Genomic DNA, 17,253 nt, shown 5'->3' with positions numbered 1-17,253 from the left:
TTCACGCAGATGTGTTGGAATTGGCAGACAAGCATGATTGAGGGTCATGTGAGCTAACGCTCGTGTGGGTTCGAGTCCCATCATCTGCATAATAAAAGAGGGCTAGAGAAAAGTGATCAGCTTTTCTTGCCCTCTTTTTTGTTATAAAAAGTTCATTTTGATTCTTTTTTGTTTTCTCATAGGAGGAATACACGCCCCACCAGAAGAGCAACAATGACTCTCTAAAAGATGTATAAGGAATCTTATAAAAAAACGTAATAGTATTTTCAGTTATCTATCTACTTTCTGATAAATGTTGAATCTTCTTGAGGAATTCCATTTTCATCTGTTATATAGCGTTCTACTTTCATATGCAGATCATATTTTTCTCTCAATTCAGCAATACGGGTCATCATAGGCGAATCATGATGATGATCAATTGCGCGCTGATCCGTCCAACTGTCAATCAGAAGGACCGTTTCTTCATCATCCATAGGGAAAAAGTATTCATATTTAAGATTACCCTTTTCTGCACGAATCGCATTGACAGTCCCGGTTGAAATCATTTCTTTTGCAAATCTTTTTGCGTTGCCATTTTCGCCACTATAATAGATATTCACAGTAATCGCCATTTTTCCGCCTCCTCACTTCTTATCTGAAATTCCTATAAGACTAAATCCTATGCCTGAGTGCTGTAAACTCCCTGAGCTAGCTGACTCCATAATGAGAACACTTTGCAGCTAGATAGCAACCGCTTAAAAACAGGCACCTCTCACTATTCAGCTTACAGATAGAGTAAAAAATAAAAAACAGCCCTAATAAAGTATAAGGTAATATAAATATCTTACCCACACTTTTTGAGCCTGTCAATTTTCACATGTATTGTATAGAGACAGTTTTACCACAAATAAAAAACCACCCCATAAGAGGTGGTTAAAGTTCAACATTATTTTACGATATTTACTGCTTGAGGGCCACGTTGACCATCTTCAATATCAAAAGTCACTGCTTGACCTTCGTCTAATGTTTTGAAACCTTCGCCTTGGATAGCTGAGAAATGTGCAAATACATCTTGTCCATCTTCACCAGTGATAAATCCAAAACCTTTGTCTGAGTTAAACCATTTTACTGTACCGTTATTCATATATATTTCCTCCTAATACGTATATTATACGTGTTTTGTTGCAATTAATATTACTTAGTAAAAGGAGTTTTTATAGTGTGAATATATCGCTCAGATTACGTTTCAAATTAGATTACTTACTTAATATAGCATGGATATCTAAACAATGCAAGGATTATCTTCTCTAGGTTCCACAAAATATCAATTGAGCAATAATAGATCGTACCTGTAGAAGACCAATCTTACTGATATAACCACCTCATCGTATTCAGTAAAGCGGGGGAATGCCATGTGAGAAACGCGTTTATAGTTAACTTCGCTTTTTTTGATAACTTTTAATTCCCTCTTCCTATTCCTCTTCATCTATAAAGAGAATCTCTCTCTCAAAAATTATATTATATAGAAGAAAATAGTCTAACCATGTCATTCTAGACGATACGTTTTCTATAAAAAAGCTATGTTCCTTACAATCATCTATTTTGAATGATTTCTCTTTGGATACTTGCTCTTTTCGAAAATCACAGCAATTTTGGATTTACCTATGACCGTATAATTCTTGACAACGAATTGATTTCGCTGGTTATAGTAGCCTTTCACATACAGCTTCATTCCCTTGTCGACTTCTGCCAAGAAGTTTAGACTATGAGAAGCAATCAAACAGTTCACGTTATCTAAGGTAAAACGGATCAATGGACGGGCATTAAGTTTGAGTGTTCTGATTTTACTTACAGTTCCATATTTATGTTCCATTTTACTCACCTCTTGCAGCAATCATACGAACTTATGTTCTTTTTTTGCAAGAATTATCTGCTACTTATCTGATAAAAGTTTCTTACTTTGTTCGAAACTTTTCACCTTCACCTATTAATCCTCCCTCTCAACTCTTATATGATCTACTCACCTTATACTCCAAGAATGCTTTTCTTATCGGCGTTACCATTGTTAGAGTACGAGCAGCACACAAACTTTATTCGAAAAATAGCATATTTTTCAATCGATTGCTCCCTCACTAAGATCCTCACAAGCAGTATTTTAGCCGTAGCCTCTAGATTCGTTTATAATGAACTTATGTCAGATAGGAGAGGAGAAATAACAATGAAAACATTAGACGTAATTGCTTTAACACTATTGATCGTTGGGGGATTGAATTGGTTATTGGTTGGTTTATTAGAATTTGATCTAGTTGCTACAATTGCTGGCGGTTCTACAACAATTTTAGCGAAAGTCATCTATATTGTCGTAGGTATTTGTGCTGTTTATTGTTTGAAATTCTTTCCGCTACTTACAAATAGAGTCGAACGATAGACCCATTCATATAAACAAAAGAGTGTAATAGAAACACTAAATAAATCATAGAGGGTAAGATAAAAGTGATATTGCTTTTATCTTACCCTCTAAACTTAGATAAACAGTGGTATCCTACTTAAAAAGAAGCTACTATTTCTTAAGGATTAGAAATAGTAGCTTCTTTTTTATTTTTGTGAAAATAAATCCTTAGGTATCGAACTCTGCTTTTTTATGCTGATTCTCTAAAATCAGTGCAAATAATATAATTAACCTACCTATTTTAACTTTTCTTAATAGTTTGGCTTTGTGAATTTCATAAAGCCAGTTTCTTGTTTTAAAGGCAAAGAAAGCTTTCTCAATTACATATATTACTTCATTTATTACAAAAAACGTAGATTTGTCACAAAGTGTCACGAAGCTATTACCTATGAAATATTTCCACGTGTTAAAGTATTCCTCGTTGAACACAACAAATACTTTTTAAAACGACGAAGGAGATTTTACATGAAATCACTTAAAACATTACTTTTTGGAACAACTTTGGCTGCCGGCGCTCTATTCTTTATGGGTACATCTGCACATGCGGACGAAGCTTATACCGTTCAATCAGGTGATACACTATCAACGATTTCTCAAAAATACGTTGGTGACAACTCCTTGATCCAAACTATTGCAGAACATAATTCGATTTCAAATATTAACCTGATCTATTCAGGTCAACAATTAACGATTCCTACAGGAGACCAAGCAGCAGTTGCAAAAACAACTTACTCTGCGCCTCAAGAAACACAAGCACAACCAGCTGCCACACCTGTCCAACAAGAAGCAGTGCAATCTGCTCCTGCAGAAGCAGCACAACCTGTTGTGACTGAAACTGCAGCACCAGCTACAAGCACAAGCTCAGCGAAAGAATGGATCGCTCAAAGAGAATCAAGCGGTTCTTACACAGCAACTAATGGCCGTTACATCGGACGTTACCAATTAGATGCTTCATACTTGAATGGTGACTACTCTGCTGCTAACCAAGAACGTGTAGCCGATCAATATGTTACTTCACGTTATGGTTCATGGGAAGCTGCCCAAGCATTCTGGTTAGCTAACGGTTGGTACTAAGAAGTACAAATAGAAAATAAAAAAATTGGCGGGAATCCTTAGGTTTCAGCCAATTTTTTTGCGTATTTTGTTTGTTGAAACTTTGTTACTTTCTGATTGGGCTCTTGGGTCGAAAACAATTGCTTTTCCAATTGTTGGATATTGTTCTCAGCTTCTCGAATGACCTTCACTAAATAATTTTTTTCTGCTTTTAGTTGTTTTACTAAATATTCCAAATAATCATTTTCTTTTTGAAATTCTTCTATTGTTTTATTCTTTTTTCTCATAAACTTGCTCTGTGGATCTCGTTTATTCTGCTCTGGTTTTTTTATTCCAATTTCTGAGGGCAAAATAGATGTATTCACGATTTTGTCATAAAGCTGTTTGTATTCTAAACGCTGACTATTCGTATTTAAAGAAATATGTGCTCTGGATGTGTTGTTTCCAGAAATTGCGGCCTTTTTTTGTTTGAGAATCATCTCAAGCTTCAAAGAAAGTTCAGTTTCCAACTCATTCTTTTTGTATTTAGTGATCATTTGAGCAGAATTAAAACGTCCTTCTTTCATTGGAATCAGACCGATATGTAGATGTGGTTGCTCTTCATCAAAATGTACACTTGCATAAATAATATTTGCTATACCATAAAATTTTTGAAATGTCTGTACGACTTGTAAAAAGAATAATTTCATTTCTCTACTTGATAATTTTTGTAAAGAGTACTCCTCGAACAAGACACGCCATTCAACTAAGACTGTCCAATTAGAGCAGACTGACTTAGATGCAGATAGATGCGTCAACCAACGTTTAATAGCTTTCTTATAGTTTATATTTTTTTGTTCAAGACATCATAATTCAAAAGGGTCTTTTCAGAATGAACGATCAGTGACTCGCAAATTTCTCTTTGATTGTGGATTTGGACCTTTTCTAATTCATAAAAACGATAATTTTTTCTTTCTAAACTAATTGGCTTGATCTTCTTCCCTCCTCTAACATCAAATTACTTATATACTTATTTTATGAAATGTCGATCTTAAAAACAAACCTATATCTTCCTACCTCTAGGTAAAAATATAAGCCGCCTTGCCATAAAAAAGAGGACTTCTTCCCCAAAAGAAACCCTCTTTTATCATTAGCCAAAATGAGCAATCAATGTGTACTAGAACTACCCCAAAGTCTATGTTACCCATTATTTTTAATCATCAACTTACGATTATGGTTCCATCAATCGTTGTTGTGTTGATCAATTCTTGTTTGTCATACATTTTATAATAGATTTTTACAGTATGCTCCCCTTTATTCGGTATGTTTTCAAAAGGAACAGAGGCGATTCCATTATTTGGCGGTACTAACCCTGAAACATACAATTTTTTCTGATTAGTGGCTAAATAATATTCTACTTGGATATTGTACGCATTCTCTCCACTATTACGAATATCGACATTTGCTTTCCCGTTCTTGTCTACTTCAATCTCATGTTTTAATGTAATCCGAATATTGTCTTTATCAACTTCAGTTTGCATCAATTTCAATAGTTCGTCGTTATTCAATTTAGAAATATTCTTGTCTAATTCTGGAAGTCCAGTAACGACCTTTGGGGGAGATTGATTAAAATAATAGTATCCACCAACTCCGAGTGCGAAAAACAACACTACTAGAGCTATGAGGATATATGTTCTTTTTTTATTCTTGTCTTGCGTTGCATTGTTACTATGTGCTATTTTAAACACTCCCTTCTCTGTCGTTGCTGAAAGTTGTTGCTTTTGCTTTGATTTTTTCAAATACTGACATTTTTAAGTTGATGTTCATTTCGAGTAATCTTACTGCTCTATAGACTCGTTGTTCACCTAAAAAATATGTGCGAAAACACCTGATCACGGGTTTCCAAAATAACTCTATGCTATATTTAACTACTTGGTGTCAACTCATTTTTTTAAAGCTGTAAAATTGAACGTCATTGTGTAAGAAGGTTTGATGACTTCATCCGCTTTGAATCCTTCAGCGATCTTACCTTCGAATTTCAAATATTTACTTTGTCCCATACCGATAGTCGCTAAATGGGTCGGTGTATCTAAGAACTGTCCTGCAGCACTTTGCAGACGTACGCCTGCCTCATTGACTGGTGTAAAGAACAAGTCTTGTTTGACACCTGAATTTCCTGTTTCAGAAAAACTTGCTACCTCAACCATCACATCACGTACTTTTGAATTATTGGTGATCGTATATAGCGGAGATAAGATATCTGGAAGAATTTTTCCGTCTTCAGACATCGCATTCGCATAACGAACTGTTGTTGGAACAGTGATATCTACATAAGTTTTATCTTCTGGATCTACTGGCGTCCACTCTCCGACCCATCCAGAAACAGCAACGCTTGCATTGTCTTCACCTTTAATCGTTTGTCCTGGTGCAGGATCTGGTTGACCAGGGATCCAACCTAAATCTTCTGCACTAGCATTCATCGTTCCGACAGCCAAGCCGCCTAGTAAAACAGACGATAAAAGAATCATACTTGTCAATTTTTTCATTTTTCTTTTTTCTCTCCTTTTGAAATAGTGAATTATTTCGTTCTGATAGCGATACCTACTTTGACCCAACTGTCTTTTTCCCGATTCACAGTGACAAACATCACTACCGAAAAAATAGAAAGCAGCAATCCGATTGCTAGAATATGACCTTGTTTTTTTACGCCAGTTTGTGGAAGATTTGCAGAAGAACCTGAATCAGATGGTGGAATTGCTATAGTTGGTTTTTCTTTTGTTCCAGCGCCATTTCCTTGATTGTTTGAACTGACATCCCATGGTCCTATCGTTGCTTCGACACGAACATTTTGTGTATCTGTAGCTTGCGCATGACAGTTTGTTGTAATACCTAAATTGATTAGTATAATACCTGTCAAAATATACAAAAATTTTTTTATTTATTCTTCACCTCCATTACTTAATGACACAACTTCCACATCTATAATTATGCTAAAAAGCGAAAAATAATTAAAACCAAGTTTTACCGATAGGTTGGTAAATTGACGAAAAACTCACTTAATCACGCTGTTAGAAAATGTAAAAAACGCTTCAACAGAACGTCAGTCATCCAGATCATACTTACTATCTCTTGAGCGCTCATCTGTTCATACTCTGGCTCCTGCATTCAATTTAGTGTGATAATAATCAACTAATTTATTGATCACATCTTCATCAAGATAGTCTGAGATACCAATGGTAGGAATACCAAAATAATCTTGCGAATAGATATCTGTTAAAATACAGTCGAACTTTTGCAAATAATCTTTTTAGATTCTCGTTGAAGGATTCATTATCTCTATTTTGATATTGTGTCTAAAATAAAACTGGATTTCTTCTTTCAGCATCCTCATGTGATCATACGAACTATCCAATAAAAAGGCGACCTTTATGCTGACTTTGCTGGCTCTTACTTGGACCCATAACTCAGACCAGGAAGTAAGCAATTTAAAAACAGATTGATGGATCATTTCATCCAAATAAGAAAGAAACGGATTTCCTAACGAAAAATAAATATCAAAGAACTCATCTCTTAATGCATTGATCAAATCTGGACTATCTCTCAACGTATTTTCAAAAAAATCTGCCTTCTTATTATGTAGGACGTAAGTTGGCCTGGCAGCACTTAACGTAGTCCAATAAATATCATGAACAAGCTTATCTTTATTCTCGCAAAGGAGATGGAACTGTCCTTCTAGTAAAGTGATGACAGCTTTGATTTCGTTTTTGATAGCTACAGAATCAATATCGATTCCTTCATAATTGAATCGTGCTGTGGGATGGATTGGTTGATAAAATTCATAGAATAATTGTGGAAGATTCTCTTCTTTGATTTCTACATCAAATATATTATGTATATTGGTAATTATTTTCTTTTTGTTTGATAGATGTGAAAAACTAAACGGAATAATATCTGAGGGCATCTTGTATCCTTGCTTCAAGCGGGTTAAGCAAACAAATAATTGGAATTTTATATTTCCTAAAAATAGATGATTGTCATTGTATACTATTGCCCAGATCATATTTTCTTTAATAAACAATTCAATGATATCTGAGATCAAATTGATTTCGTCTTTCTGGATCAACTTCTCAGGCAAACTATATTTTTCCGAAAAATAGACTGCAAAAAAATCCCGAATATTTCCCTCATTACCGACAATTTCCAGTTGTTTAGTTATTTGAAAATCAAAAAAGCGCAACTCATGATTGATACGGTTAATGACACGTGCCACCTGTGTTTCTGAAACATACAAGATGTCACTTAACTCTTCTTTAGAATGGACAATTCCAAAAAATACTGTTTCTAAAAGTGTGTACTCTAAACTCTTTTCGAGTATCTTAGAATAAATAAATGACTTTGGGGTCATCAAATCTTTCTTTAAAATGACACCTGATCGAAAAGAGGTTTCGATAGACAACGGAGCAATCATCTCATTCACTTGAGAAAGATCATTTCGGATCGTTTTCTCCGAGCTATCAGCTTTTTCTGCTAATTCAGAAGTCGTGATCCATTCTGTTTCCCAAAGTATCTCTAAAATATTTAATTGACGTTTCAAGCGCCCGTCTAATATTTCCCTCATTTTTCTTCCACCTCTCGTCTTAACGAAAAAACTCTTCTAACATAATTTTTAGCACAACCGCTCGCCTAAAAATAACCGTAATATACCGAGCGCCTGGTAAAATAACGTTAGCAACGTTACAGTTTAGTTTTTTCTATGTCAAGACTTCTTACATTTCCTAGTCGATCATTTATGAATAACTCCAATTGGGATTGCATTTTTTTCATCTGTTTTTTTCAAATAATAAAAATAGGATACATAAAAATCGTGTCAAAGAAAAAAACTCAAAAAAAATAGAGATAGGCCTGATTGAACGTATCTCTTTATGTATCTTATTTATTCTTCTATTCCCCACGACCTATGTCAAAAGTGTTGCTTTAAATCCTTCGCTCATTTTTTTTTACTATTAAAAAAAGATGCAATTTTTTTATGAACTCTTCTCCAAAATAGTTTGGTATACCAATCACGCTTACTTCTCCCAGCTCATCGATATTTAATAAATTGGTTAAAATACAATCATAGCAATTCAAGCGGGAAAAAGTGATTGGATCATCTGGTAATAAAATATCTACTTTGTACATATTTCTAAAGTGATATTCGATTTCTTCTTTTAACATGATCATATGTTCTTCCGGCGCATCTAGTAGTAATGCTGCTTTGATTTTCATGATCGTCTTACGAATCTCTACGCGAAACTCATGCCATTGGGTCACTAATGTATAAATAGACTGGTAAAGTATATTATTTTTATCCTCAGCAGATAGGGATAGGTCAGAATAAATGTCGGCAAAATATTTTTGTAAGTCACTGGCGATAGCTTGTTTATCTCTCAATAATTCCAATACGAATTCTTCTTTCGTATTGTGCAAAATATAACTTGGACCAACTTTTAGAAAACTACTCCATAAAATTGCATGGATCAAAGCATCTTGGTTTCGGCATTCGATCTTCAGTTGCTGACAAATCATACCAATCAATTGTTCAAGTCTAGTCTTTAAAGCAAACTGGCTCGTTCCTAACTCAAGACAAGTTTCAGTGACTTTAAAAGGAGCATAATAATGTTCAAAAATGTTATGCAAAACTTTTTCTGTCAATGAGATTCCAAAGACAACTTGCCACCGCTTATTCAATTCTTTGTCTTCAGTAATCATCGTGTAATCGAAGAAATGTTGCTTTTGCTCTAAAAAATAGTCTGATTTACAACGATAGATCGCCACAAGTATTTTCATACGCATTTTATTCAATAAAAAATGATATTGATTGTTCGCAGCAATGATCGCCGTATTTGCTTTATAGAATTTTTGGATCACCTGATCAATCAATTGAAATTCTTTTTCTTTGAAAAAATGGTCTGGGGAAAGATATTTCTCATAAAATAGACTTGAAAGTAATTTACGGATATTCCTTTCGTCCCCAACAATTGTTAAATCAGTGGTGATTTTTATGCCATATTTTTCAACCTCTTTATTTAGTTTCACTTGTAATCGATTCAATTGCGTTTCAGAAATATACAGTCGATCACACACTTCTCCTTTCGTGATATGGGGATTAAAAAGAATCATTTCAAGTAGCTGACATTCAACACTCTTTTGTAAAAAGAGCGCATACAGGTGTGTCTTAGAAATACACATTTCTTTATTTAAAAAGACGCCATGTTTAAAGGATGTCTCTATTGTTAATGGTTCAATGATCTCATTTAGCTGTTTGATATCTGTGCGGATCGTTTTCTCAACCCCACCGATTTCCTTGACTATTTCTGAAACTGTCACCCACTCTTTGTTCCACAACAACTCTAATAAAGCGAGTTGTCTCAAACTCTGCTTATTTAATACTTCCTCCATTTTCCCCTCCTGATAGAACTATTTGTCATTTTATTACTCCCTCATAATTCAATTTTAATTTACTAAACGAAAGATGTCTATAACTAGATTAAAATATAAACATAGTAATATTAAAAATCATTTTATAATTACACCAATGTGTACAATTATGTCTGAATAACAGTCCTAAATTTATTAATAACAAATATAACTATTTCAAATTAGTTTCTATTATAAAAAACTGGACAAAACCGTTTCAACTGCCGACCATTCTGTCTCGATCTCTTCTCGTTTCACGAACTAATACGCTTCGGCACCATTCACTTCAAATTGCTGCCTTATCGTCCAGTATTCTATGAAACTTTTTTAGAAAAAAACTTTACATCCGCTAGTGTACTACGTATACTAGTACACTAGGGTGCGGTATCAAATGGAAGGAGCAACGCCATGATTACGATTGATAAAAACAGCAGCAAACCCTATTACGAACAGCTGATGCTTAGCATTAAAGAAGCGATTCTCCAAGGTATTTTACAGCCCGGTGACAAGATCCCCTCAGTACGTGAAATGGCAAAACAACAGTTGATGAATCCTAACACAGTCAGTAAAGCGTACAAAGTTTTGGAAACCGAGCAAGTTTTAATCACAATCAAAGGCAAAGGAACCTTTGTCAAAGATTTTGCAAAATTGCCGCGCGATGAACTTCGCATTGCACAGTTAAAAGACCAGATGAACGATCTGGTCATCGAAGCAACACATCTAAAAGTCACAGAAGAAGAACTCATTACTTGGATTGAACAAACTCAAGCAGCCCTAGGAGGTCCTGAACATGAAAGTCATGAAACTTTCCAAAATGATTGAAGGTAAACAAATTCTCAACGACATTCATTTTGAACTTAAATCAAACGAAATCGTCGGCTTGATTGGTCGTAATGGGTCTGGCAAAACCACTTTGTTTCGTACACTAACCGGTCAATATTTACCCGACAAAGGAGAGGTCGAACTTGATGGTATCTCGCTGTTGACCGCAACACAGTCAAAATCAGAATTGTTTTACATTGATGAAGCAGAAAATTTTTTAGCACCCTACACGTTGAAAACGATCAATCAGTTTTACCGTACTGCCTATCCGAATTTTAACCAAGATTTATTTCTTACATTGACAGGCTCGCATCAGCTCCCCTTGCACGTGAATTATCACGGCTTGTCAAAAGGTATGCAAGGTTTATTTAACATGATTTTAGCCATCAGCTCAAACGCGCGATTTTTATTGCTTGATGAACCTTTTGATGGCTTGGACGTGATTGTACGCAAAGATGTCATCGGCTTATTATTAGAACATATCAGCGACAATCATCGCACCGCATTGATCGCTTCACACAATTTAAATGAACTTGAAAATTTAGCTGATCGTGTCTTATTGTTGAAAAATCAAACCATCATTAAAGATTATCGTCTGGAAGAAATGCGAGAATCCGCAAAAAAAATCCAAATGGTTTTCAAAACAAAAAAAATTCCATCACTTGTCAAAGAACACTCAAGATTATTGACCATTCAAGGACGTGTCATAACTGCGATTTTTGAAGATTTTAATCAAGATTTGGCTAATAAGATCCAAACACTTCAACCAGTTTTATTTGAAGAGCTGCCCTTAAGTTTAGAAGATTTGTTCGAAGCCAACTTAAAAGAAAAAATGCCCCGCTAGAAAGGAAGAATCACATGGTGAAAAATATCTATCTCACGCGTTACAGTAAAATCTTGTTGCCATTGATTGGTTTGATAGTTCTCATGTTTGCCTTCAATGCTTGGAGTAATGTTAAAAATTGGCATGATAACGAGCGCTATCTAACTACCGACAAAGAATTAAAAGCAGATTTTAACGCCTATCCGGAGCACTACACTTATTTGGATGAGAAAAAACAAGAACAGATTCCCTACGCTTCATTTGAAAAATATATCGAACACCAACTGTATGTCTACCATAAAAATGATTTTTCAGACAAAATATCGCAAAAAACCGACCCAAATCAAACTTATTTCAACCAATCGAGCAACGTAGCTACACTGTTCGCACTTTTTTTAGCCTCTTTTGTTGGTTTTTGCTTATTTTTTGTCGATCTGAAAACCCATTTCACACGCTTTTTATTTAGCTTACCTGTCAGTCGGAAAGAATTATTCGCCAAAAAGCTGCTCTACCTTGCCTTACCATTTTTAGCAACGATTTTCGTTGGTCAACTACTCTATCTGGTGATTCTTCGTTTAGGAATCCCACAACCATACTTAAATGCGAGTCTAGGAGATATGTTCGCCTCTGTTGTGAATAGTTTTTCGTTGATCATGGTGTTCTTTTGCCTAAGTCTCTTTGTTGGAGTAATAGTAGGTAATTTGGTACTTGGCCCATTGACTTGGTTTGTCTTTTTGATTTTTTTATGTCAAATTCCAAGTGCCGTAAATGGTCTATTGTATATTGTCAGCCTGATATACTCACCTTTTTTACGTGATTTCGACTTCAACACTTTATTTATTTTTGAAATCGGCAAAACGACTGGACATTGGTATATGAGCCTGTTGTTTTTACTTATCAGTGTTTCTTTCATCTACTGGGCATACCGCAAGTTCCAGGTCATCAGTTTGGAACATGAAAGCGAGTATCTTTTAACACCTGAATCACGTTGGCAAATTTGGCTTTTCATGACCGTACTTACAAGTTTTGTCCTAGTGTTTGCCATAAAAAATCCTTGGCCTTATTATCTGAGCGGCTTGCAGTACAACTTTGAAGTGTCATTTATGAATACGATGATGACAACACTTTCTATAATTGTCATTTGTGGGGGGATTTGTTTTGTGGTCGTTTTCTTTTCCAGCATCAAGCGCTTTTTCCGCTCAATTAAAGCTCGAAGATTGGCGCGTTAGTATCCAAAATAACCCTTAAAGGAGGATGACGTGATGCAACAACAGCTTTCTTTACTAGATTCAATTTTGGACTTATTTGTTATCAGTCCACTCAGCATCTTGGGCTTGCTCGTTTTGCTCGTTTCCTTGTACTTCTCGTTGGTAAACGCCAATTGGAAGCAAAAACTGCGCGTCAGCCTGGCATCATGTTGCTTGTATTTTTTGGGTGATTTCCGTAACAAATATCTTTGGTACCCCAAGTTTAGCGGAATTTTTCCGCTTGCATGATTTAGATGAGAAAATTTTCAATCCTAACATCGAATGGGGCTTTCTCGCAGATGGCTTTTCCCGCAGCTTTATTTTGAACATCCTCATTTTTATGCCTATGGGATTTTTAGCCCCTTGGATTAGCCCAGTTTTTCAAAAGCTGAAAAATACTTGTTTGTTGGTCTTTTGTGCCTCGCTTGCGATTGAAATCAGCCAACTGTTTACCTTGTATCGAGCAACTGATATCAATGATTTGATCGCAAATACCTTTGGTGGCATCTGTGGCTTTGCTTGTTATTGGTTATTGGCCAAGATTTTTACTACCAACAAGGAAGGTTCGCCTGCTAAACCACGCTATCTGCCAATCATGATTCTTATATTGGGTGGTCTGGTAACTTTCTTTTAAAATTCCAGAATTTCTAAGAAAAAGAATGAGCCAAACTTCATCATTCGCAATTCAGCGGACAGAAGTTTGACTCTTTTTTTGCAATCATTTTTTGATAAAGAGCACCATTTTGACTTAAAAATTCGCTGTCAAAATCAACACGTTATGCAAGGACAGTACATTGCATAGGCTCAACAAAAAGAAATCATAAGCATGTTTAAATCCTTAAAAACTCGAACAAATTCGTTTGAACTTGTTTCTCTAACTTTTCTTGAGAAACTTCCCTAATTTTACTGATCTGATGGAAATGCTCTTCAAGTAGCATTAAGTATTCTTTTGTAGGAGCAGGAGTCCCTAATGCCCATTCGATCGCCCCTAATCCGTCTGTTTCGACTAATAGACGATTGAAAGGGACTCCTTTTGCTAGTTGTTGCACTGCCTGATTTATTTTTAAATCAAAACCGATCGTAAAATAGCAACCTGCTTCGATATATTCCTTTTGTAATTCCAGAGAAGAGTACCAATGAATAAGATAGCGATTCGGATATTCTTTGATGAACGTCAATATCTCTCTTTCACATCCTTTGGTATGCAAAACAACTGGTTTATCCGTTAATGCGGCATACGCTAGTTGTTTTCGGAATAATTTGACTTGGTGTGCTAAAGGAATATTGGTCCAAACACGATCAAGCCCTATTTCACCAATGATGGCTGCTTGTTGAAGATAAGGGTAGATTTCTTCAAAAGTATAGTCTTCTATTTTCCAGGGATGGAGACCAAAACTTAGATATTGATGACGACCAACAGCTAATTGCTGATTCTTTTGCCATTCCTCGGGAGAATCACAATTGATGATCGTCAAGACATCATTTTCTTGTTGGAGTGTTGCAAGTTCTTGGTTTCCTTCAAAATGGCAATGGGCATCACTAAGCAATCGAATCACCTCCCAATAATTGGTAGATTTCTTGTTTTAAAGTAGCTTGACCAATCAGCCATGCACGTGTTCTTTCCACCGATGGAATCTTGATAGTGGTCAGAACTTTCGCCGGTCGTGGCAACAAGACAAAAATCTGATCTGAAAGATAGATTGCTTCCTCGATATCATGGGTGACTAAGATAGTTGTCCGTTTCATTTCTTCTGGAAGAGAAAGTAACCAATCTTGCATCTGTGATCGCGTCATCGCATCCAACGAGCCAAATGGTTCATCTAATAAAAGGTAGGGTGCCGGATTTAGCATTGTTCTCAGTAGCGCTGTCCGTTGCTGCATCCCACCTGAAAGTTGCGGTGGCAAAAAATGCTGGTAGTCTTTTAACCCAAAAAGTGCTAAATCATCCAATACTTGTTTTTTATCAATTGTCTTATGGTTGATTTTTTGATATAACGTCACATTTTGGTAGACACTTAGCCATGGCAATAGCATATTTTCTTGTGGCATATAACTAAATAGTGTATTCCACTTACTTGTTTCTTGACCATCTATCAGAATTTTGCCAGAGGAAGGTTCCAGAATTCCTGTCAACACTTTCAATAAAGTTGATTTTCCGGCACCACTTGGAGCAATGATCGACGTAAATGTATTTTTGGGGATAGACAGATCAATCTCTTTTAAAATTTCAAGTTGGTTGATGGTTACGCTGAGGTGTTCAACTTCTATCGACATGCTTCCTTCTCCTATTCGATAAACTGATTCGTAAATAATTCTTTCGCAGATATTTTCTCTTTGATCAGACCATTTTCTTTCATAAAGTCAGTATAGTTATCCCATACTTTTGCATCCATCATTCCCCACTTAGCAGGATCATCCGTATAATTTTTCGATAAGAATTCTTGTGAAGCATCTAAAAAGGATTGTTCGTAGTCACTTGCGTAATTGTGTAAGATTTTTGCGCCTTCTTTAGGATTTTCCATCGCTTCTTGATAGCCTTTTTTAGTAGCATCCATAAACGCTTGGACTGTATCAGGGTCCTCTTCGATCATTTGATCATTCGTGATGATCAGCGGAGTATAATAGTCTAACCGTTTATCCAATTCTCTTAAAGGCATATAATTCAAGTCGATCCCCAACTCTTTTGCTTTGATCATATCCCATCCTTCAAAGTACCATTGGATATCTGCTTCCTTCCCCAAACTTTGAGGGCCTTCACCATTGCTGCCAATGATCGTCAATTTAGAAAAATCTGCTCCCTCTTTGTTCATCGTGGCTTTCAGTACAGCTTCTTCGCTTGGACTTTGCCACCCTGCATACGTTTTTCCTTCAAAGTCTTTGGGTGAGTTGATTCCACTATTTTTTAGCGAAACAAATCCTGATGTGTTATGTTTGATAATCGTGCCGATCGCCTTAACAGGAATATTTTGACCATCCACACGTGCATACGTCACATCCTCTTGATAACTGACACCAAACTGAGCTTTGTTTGCACCGACTAGACCGATGCTCGTTGAATCATCCCCTGGTTCGATGATCTTCACATCCAAGCCTGCATCTTTATAATACCCTTTTTCCTTTGCCAAATAGATACCGGTGTGATTTGTATTCGGCACATAATCAAGTACTACTGTAACTTTCTTTAATCCTTTTTCTTCCGGAGCTGCTTTTGATCCTGTACTACAAGCTGTTAAAGCAAATAATAAAGGAATGAGTAACCAAATTTTTTTCATTTTTTTCTCCTTTTATGAACGATATAAGAGCGTGGGACAAAAGTAAGAAACACTTTTGTCTCATTCTTTAAAAACGGATAAACGGTAGGAGCAGAAGTAACTCCTTCTTAAATAAGCCGAAATCCACAAAAATTTGAAAAGCAATTTTCGTTCATTTCTTCTTATTTCTCGGAGTTAAACACTTCTGTCCCAGCCTCTTTATGAACGATATAAGATATAGTAATATCCTTTTTTTAACAGTACAGTGAGCATATTTAACAATAGACTTAGGATGATCACACACAAAATAGCTGCAAATACCTTATCGATTTGATAACTATTTTTTACACGAATCATATAATACCCTAAACCCGCTTGCGCACTTAGCCACTCTCCAACGATTGCGCCACTTACACAATAGGTCGCAGCTACTTTCAATCCTGAAAAGAAATCATTTGATCCTTGCGGAATCTTGATGATCCGATACAGCTGCCATTCATTCGCTCCCATTGTTTTAAAAAAGCTGATCTGCTCACTTGAAACTTTACTTAACCCATCGGCAAAAGCAACCACAATAGGAAAGTAGCTCATCAAAATAACTAAAATCACTTTAGGAAACAGACCAAACCCGAACCATAACGCCAAAAGCGGTCCAAGGACCATAATCGGTAATGTTTGTGAGACGACTAAAAGTGGATACAAAGAATTTTTAAAAATTTTCCAGTGGTCCATAGCAATAGCTGTCACAAAAGAAAGTAAGGCCGCAATGACCAAACCGATGACTGCTTCTTCTAACGTTACGAAAGAATGATAAACGAGCGTAGCCCCATCTGCGAATAGTGCTGAGAGGACATTTAGCGGGCTTGGTAAAATAAATGCAGGCGTGTGAAAAATCGTTACTAGTAGTTGCCAAAGGGCTAGTAAGAAAATAATACTTACGACTGGACAAATTTTTTTCTTCATTTCTCCCCTCCTTTTCACATGTTTCAAGGGCACATCAAAAACGCCTGAAATCGGGCGCAACATAGAAAGCCCAACTTCAAGCGTTTACTACGTTTCTCCCTTCACCAGTGTTAACTGACAGGTTCGATGGGTCTAAGTTCACAACTTACTCTCATGTCGTCGACGACATCCCCAGAAACAATCTTTATTTTCGTTTAGTGTAACACAACTTATTTTTAGTAACAAGGTACT

Annotated in this window: 20 protein-coding genes, 1 tRNA gene and 1 riboswitch; of the genes, 7 read left to right on the top strand and 14 right to left on the bottom strand. The window is 36.0% G+C overall.

The annotated features are described in order from the left end of the window. Positions 1 to 5: 5 nt before the first annotated feature. Positions 6 to 89: transfer RNA gene (locus IGI47_RS06680), tRNA-Leu, on the top strand. 189 nt (positions 90 to 278) lie between these two features. On the opposite strand, the gene IGI47_RS06675 is transcribed toward IGI47_RS06680, so the two are convergent. The 3 genes from IGI47_RS06675 to IGI47_RS06665 all read right to left on the bottom strand — a co-directional run bounded on the left by IGI47_RS06675 (position 279) and on the right by IGI47_RS06665 (position 1,852). Next, a complete protein-coding gene (locus IGI47_RS06675; protein WP_438783715.1) occupies positions 279 to 611 on the bottom strand; it encodes a putative quinol monooxygenase in 333 nt (110 codons plus the stop codon). A 314-nt stretch (positions 612 to 925) separates the two neighbouring features. Beyond that, positions 926 to 1,123 carry a cold-shock protein gene (locus IGI47_RS06670; RefSeq protein WP_005876389.1) on the bottom strand — a complete coding sequence of 66 codons (198 nt, stop codon included), beginning with the start codon at positions 1,121 to 1,123 and terminating at the stop codon, positions 926 to 928. A gap of 453 nt (positions 1,124 to 1,576) precedes the next feature. Beyond that, a complete protein-coding gene (locus IGI47_RS06665; protein WP_311929835.1) occupies positions 1,577 to 1,852 on the bottom strand; it encodes a hypothetical protein in 276 nt (91 codons plus the stop codon). 345 nt (positions 1,853 to 2,197) lie between these two features. Between IGI47_RS06665 and IGI47_RS06660 the strand changes: the two genes are divergently transcribed. Then, a complete protein-coding gene (locus IGI47_RS06660) occupies positions 2,198 to 2,407 on the top strand; it encodes a DUF378 domain-containing protein (protein ID WP_438783714.1) in 210 nt (69 codons plus the stop codon). A gap of 486 nt (positions 2,408 to 2,893) precedes the next feature. After that, positions 2,894 to 3,502 (top strand): LysM peptidoglycan-binding domain-containing protein, encoded by a 609-nt coding sequence (locus IGI47_RS06655; RefSeq protein ID WP_311929833.1) that lies wholly within the window; start codon positions 2,894 to 2,896, stop codon positions 3,500 to 3,502. A 38-nt stretch (positions 3,503 to 3,540) separates the two neighbouring features. On the opposite strand, the gene IGI47_RS06650 is transcribed toward IGI47_RS06655, so the two are convergent. From IGI47_RS06650 to IGI47_RS06620, 7 genes are all read right to left on the bottom strand, one after another. Next, a complete protein-coding gene (locus tag IGI47_RS06650) occupies positions 3,541 to 4,278 on the bottom strand; it encodes a plasmid recombination protein (protein ID WP_438783713.1) in 738 nt (245 codons plus the stop codon). A 402-nt stretch (positions 4,279 to 4,680) separates the two neighbouring features. Next, positions 4,681 to 5,208: a hypothetical protein gene (locus IGI47_RS06645; protein ID WP_311930011.1), complete on the bottom strand. Its 528-nt coding sequence runs from the start codon at positions 5,206 to 5,208 to the stop codon at positions 4,681 to 4,683. Positions 5,209 to 5,403: 195 nt separating this feature from the next. Beyond that, on the bottom strand, positions 5,404 to 6,006 hold the full coding sequence (locus IGI47_RS06640; protein ID WP_311929831.1) for a hypothetical protein: 603 nt from the start codon (positions 6,004 to 6,006) through the stop codon (positions 5,404 to 5,406). A 32-nt stretch (positions 6,007 to 6,038) separates the two neighbouring features. After that, complete coding sequence (locus tag IGI47_RS06635) at positions 6,039 to 6,386, bottom strand: LPXTG cell wall anchor domain-containing protein (protein ID WP_224784393.1); 348 nt, start codon at positions 6,384 to 6,386, stop codon at positions 6,039 to 6,041. Between the two features lie 219 nt (positions 6,387 to 6,605). Then, positions 6,606 to 6,758 (bottom strand): hypothetical protein, encoded by a 153-nt coding sequence (locus IGI47_RS06630; protein ID WP_438783711.1) that lies wholly within the window; start codon positions 6,756 to 6,758, stop codon positions 6,606 to 6,608. Between the two features lie 9 nt (positions 6,759 to 6,767). After that, entirely contained in the window at positions 6,768 to 8,078 is a 1,311-nt protein-coding gene (locus IGI47_RS06625) for a helix-turn-helix domain-containing protein (protein WP_438783710.1), read from the bottom strand. A gap of 356 nt (positions 8,079 to 8,434) precedes the next feature. Further along, positions 8,435 to 9,898 (bottom strand): helix-turn-helix domain-containing protein, encoded by a 1,464-nt coding sequence (locus IGI47_RS06620; RefSeq protein WP_438783709.1) that lies wholly within the window; start codon positions 9,896 to 9,898, stop codon positions 8,435 to 8,437. A 426-nt stretch (positions 9,899 to 10,324) separates the two neighbouring features. Here IGI47_RS06620 and IGI47_RS06615 point away from each other — a divergent pair, with 426 nt between their 5' ends. The 4 genes from IGI47_RS06615 to IGI47_RS06600 all read left to right on the top strand — a co-directional run bounded on the left by IGI47_RS06615 (position 10,325) and on the right by IGI47_RS06600 (position 13,442). After that, on the top strand, positions 10,325 to 10,738 hold the full coding sequence (locus IGI47_RS06615) for a GntR family transcriptional regulator (RefSeq protein WP_311929825.1): 414 nt from the start codon (positions 10,325 to 10,327) through the stop codon (positions 10,736 to 10,738). Beyond that, entirely contained in the window at positions 10,707 to 11,582 is an 876-nt protein-coding gene (locus IGI47_RS06610) for an ATP-binding cassette domain-containing protein (RefSeq protein WP_438783707.1), read from the top strand. The genes IGI47_RS06615 and IGI47_RS06610 overlap by 32 nt, the downstream gene beginning before the upstream one ends. Before the next feature lie 14 nt (positions 11,583 to 11,596). Beyond that, positions 11,597 to 12,790, top strand: a complete 1,194-nt coding sequence (locus IGI47_RS06605) for an ABC transporter permease (protein WP_438783705.1) — start codon at positions 11,597 to 11,599, stop codon at positions 12,788 to 12,790. Between the two features lie 259 nt (positions 12,791 to 13,049). Continuing rightward, on the top strand, positions 13,050 to 13,442 hold the full coding sequence (locus tag IGI47_RS06600; RefSeq protein WP_438783704.1) for a VanZ family protein: 393 nt from the start codon (positions 13,050 to 13,052) through the stop codon (positions 13,440 to 13,442). Between the two features lie 196 nt (positions 13,443 to 13,638). On the opposite strand, the gene IGI47_RS06595 is transcribed toward IGI47_RS06600, so the two are convergent. The 4 genes from IGI47_RS06595 to IGI47_RS06580 all read right to left on the bottom strand — a co-directional run bounded on the left by IGI47_RS06595 (position 13,639) and on the right by IGI47_RS06580 (position 17,022). After that, entirely contained in the window at positions 13,639 to 14,355 is a 717-nt protein-coding gene (locus IGI47_RS06595; protein ID WP_438783703.1) for a TatD family hydrolase, read from the bottom strand. After that, the gene (locus IGI47_RS06590; RefSeq protein WP_438783701.1) at positions 14,348 to 15,082 is read right to left on the bottom strand and encodes an ABC transporter ATP-binding protein; all 735 of its coding nucleotides are present in this window, start codon (positions 15,080 to 15,082) and stop codon (positions 14,348 to 14,350) included. The genes IGI47_RS06595 and IGI47_RS06590 overlap by 8 nt, the downstream gene beginning before the upstream one ends. 11 nt (positions 15,083 to 15,093) lie before the next feature. Next, entirely contained in the window at positions 15,094 to 16,080 is a 987-nt protein-coding gene (locus IGI47_RS06585; RefSeq protein ID WP_438783699.1) for an ABC transporter substrate-binding protein, read from the bottom strand. Positions 16,081 to 16,278: 198 nt separating this feature from the next. Next, positions 16,279 to 17,022, bottom strand: coding sequence for an ABC transporter permease (locus tag IGI47_RS06580; RefSeq protein ID WP_438783697.1), 744 nt, complete (start codon positions 17,020 to 17,022; stop codon positions 16,279 to 16,281). A gap of 79 nt (positions 17,023 to 17,101) precedes the next feature. Beyond that, positions 17,102 to 17,206: riboswitch (TPP riboswitch) on the bottom strand. Between the last annotated feature and the right edge of the window lie 47 nt (positions 17,207 to 17,253).

Origin of the sequence: Enterococcus sp. AZ191 (assembly GCF_051713845.1) — a bacterium.
Taxonomy (GTDB): Bacteria; Bacillota; Bacilli; order Lactobacillales; family Enterococcaceae; genus Enterococcus_B; species Enterococcus_B durans.
Note: the sequence above shows the minus strand (reverse complement) of the source record. Positions and strands in the feature narration are given on the sequence as shown.

Coding starts and splice junctions, on each gene's coding strand:
- IGI47_RS06675 (WP_438783715.1), bottom strand. CDS start 611: ATGGCGATTACTGTGAATATCTATTATAGTGGCGAAAATGGCAACGCA.
- IGI47_RS06670 (WP_005876389.1), bottom strand. CDS start 1,123: ATGAATAACGGTACAGTAAAATGGTTTAACTCAGACAAAGGTTTTGGA.
- IGI47_RS06665 (WP_311929835.1), bottom strand. CDS start 1,852: ATGGAACATAAATATGGAACTGTAAGTAAAATCAGAACACTCAAACTT.
- IGI47_RS06660 (WP_438783714.1), top strand. CDS start 2,198: ATGAAAACATTAGACGTAATTGCTTTAACACTATTGATCGTTGGGGGA.
- IGI47_RS06655 (WP_311929833.1), top strand. CDS start 2,894: ATGAAATCACTTAAAACATTACTTTTTGGAACAACTTTGGCTGCCGGC.
- IGI47_RS06640 (WP_311929831.1), bottom strand. CDS start 6,006: ATGAAAAAATTGACAAGTATGATTCTTTTATCGTCTGTTTTACTAGGC.
- IGI47_RS06625 (WP_438783710.1), bottom strand. CDS start 8,078: ATGAGGGAAATATTAGACGGGCGCTTGAAACGTCAATTAAATATTTTA.
- IGI47_RS06620 (WP_438783709.1), bottom strand. CDS start 9,898: ATGGAGGAAGTATTAAATAAGCAGAGTTTGAGACAACTCGCTTTATTA.
- IGI47_RS06615 (WP_311929825.1), top strand. CDS start 10,325: ATGATTACGATTGATAAAAACAGCAGCAAACCCTATTACGAACAGCTG.
- IGI47_RS06610 (WP_438783707.1), top strand. CDS start 10,707: ATGAAAGTCATGAAACTTTCCAAAATGATTGAAGGTAAACAAATTCTC.
- IGI47_RS06605 (WP_438783705.1), top strand. CDS start 11,597: ATGGTGAAAAATATCTATCTCACGCGTTACAGTAAAATCTTGTTGCCA.
- IGI47_RS06590 (WP_438783701.1), bottom strand. CDS start 15,082: ATGTCGATAGAAGTTGAACACCTCAGCGTAACCATCAACCAACTTGAA.
- IGI47_RS06585 (WP_438783699.1), bottom strand. CDS start 16,080: ATGAAAAAAATTTGGTTACTCATTCCTTTATTATTTGCTTTAACAGCT.
- IGI47_RS06580 (WP_438783697.1), bottom strand. CDS start 17,022: ATGAAGAAAAAAATTTGTCCAGTCGTAAGTATTATTTTCTTACTAGCC.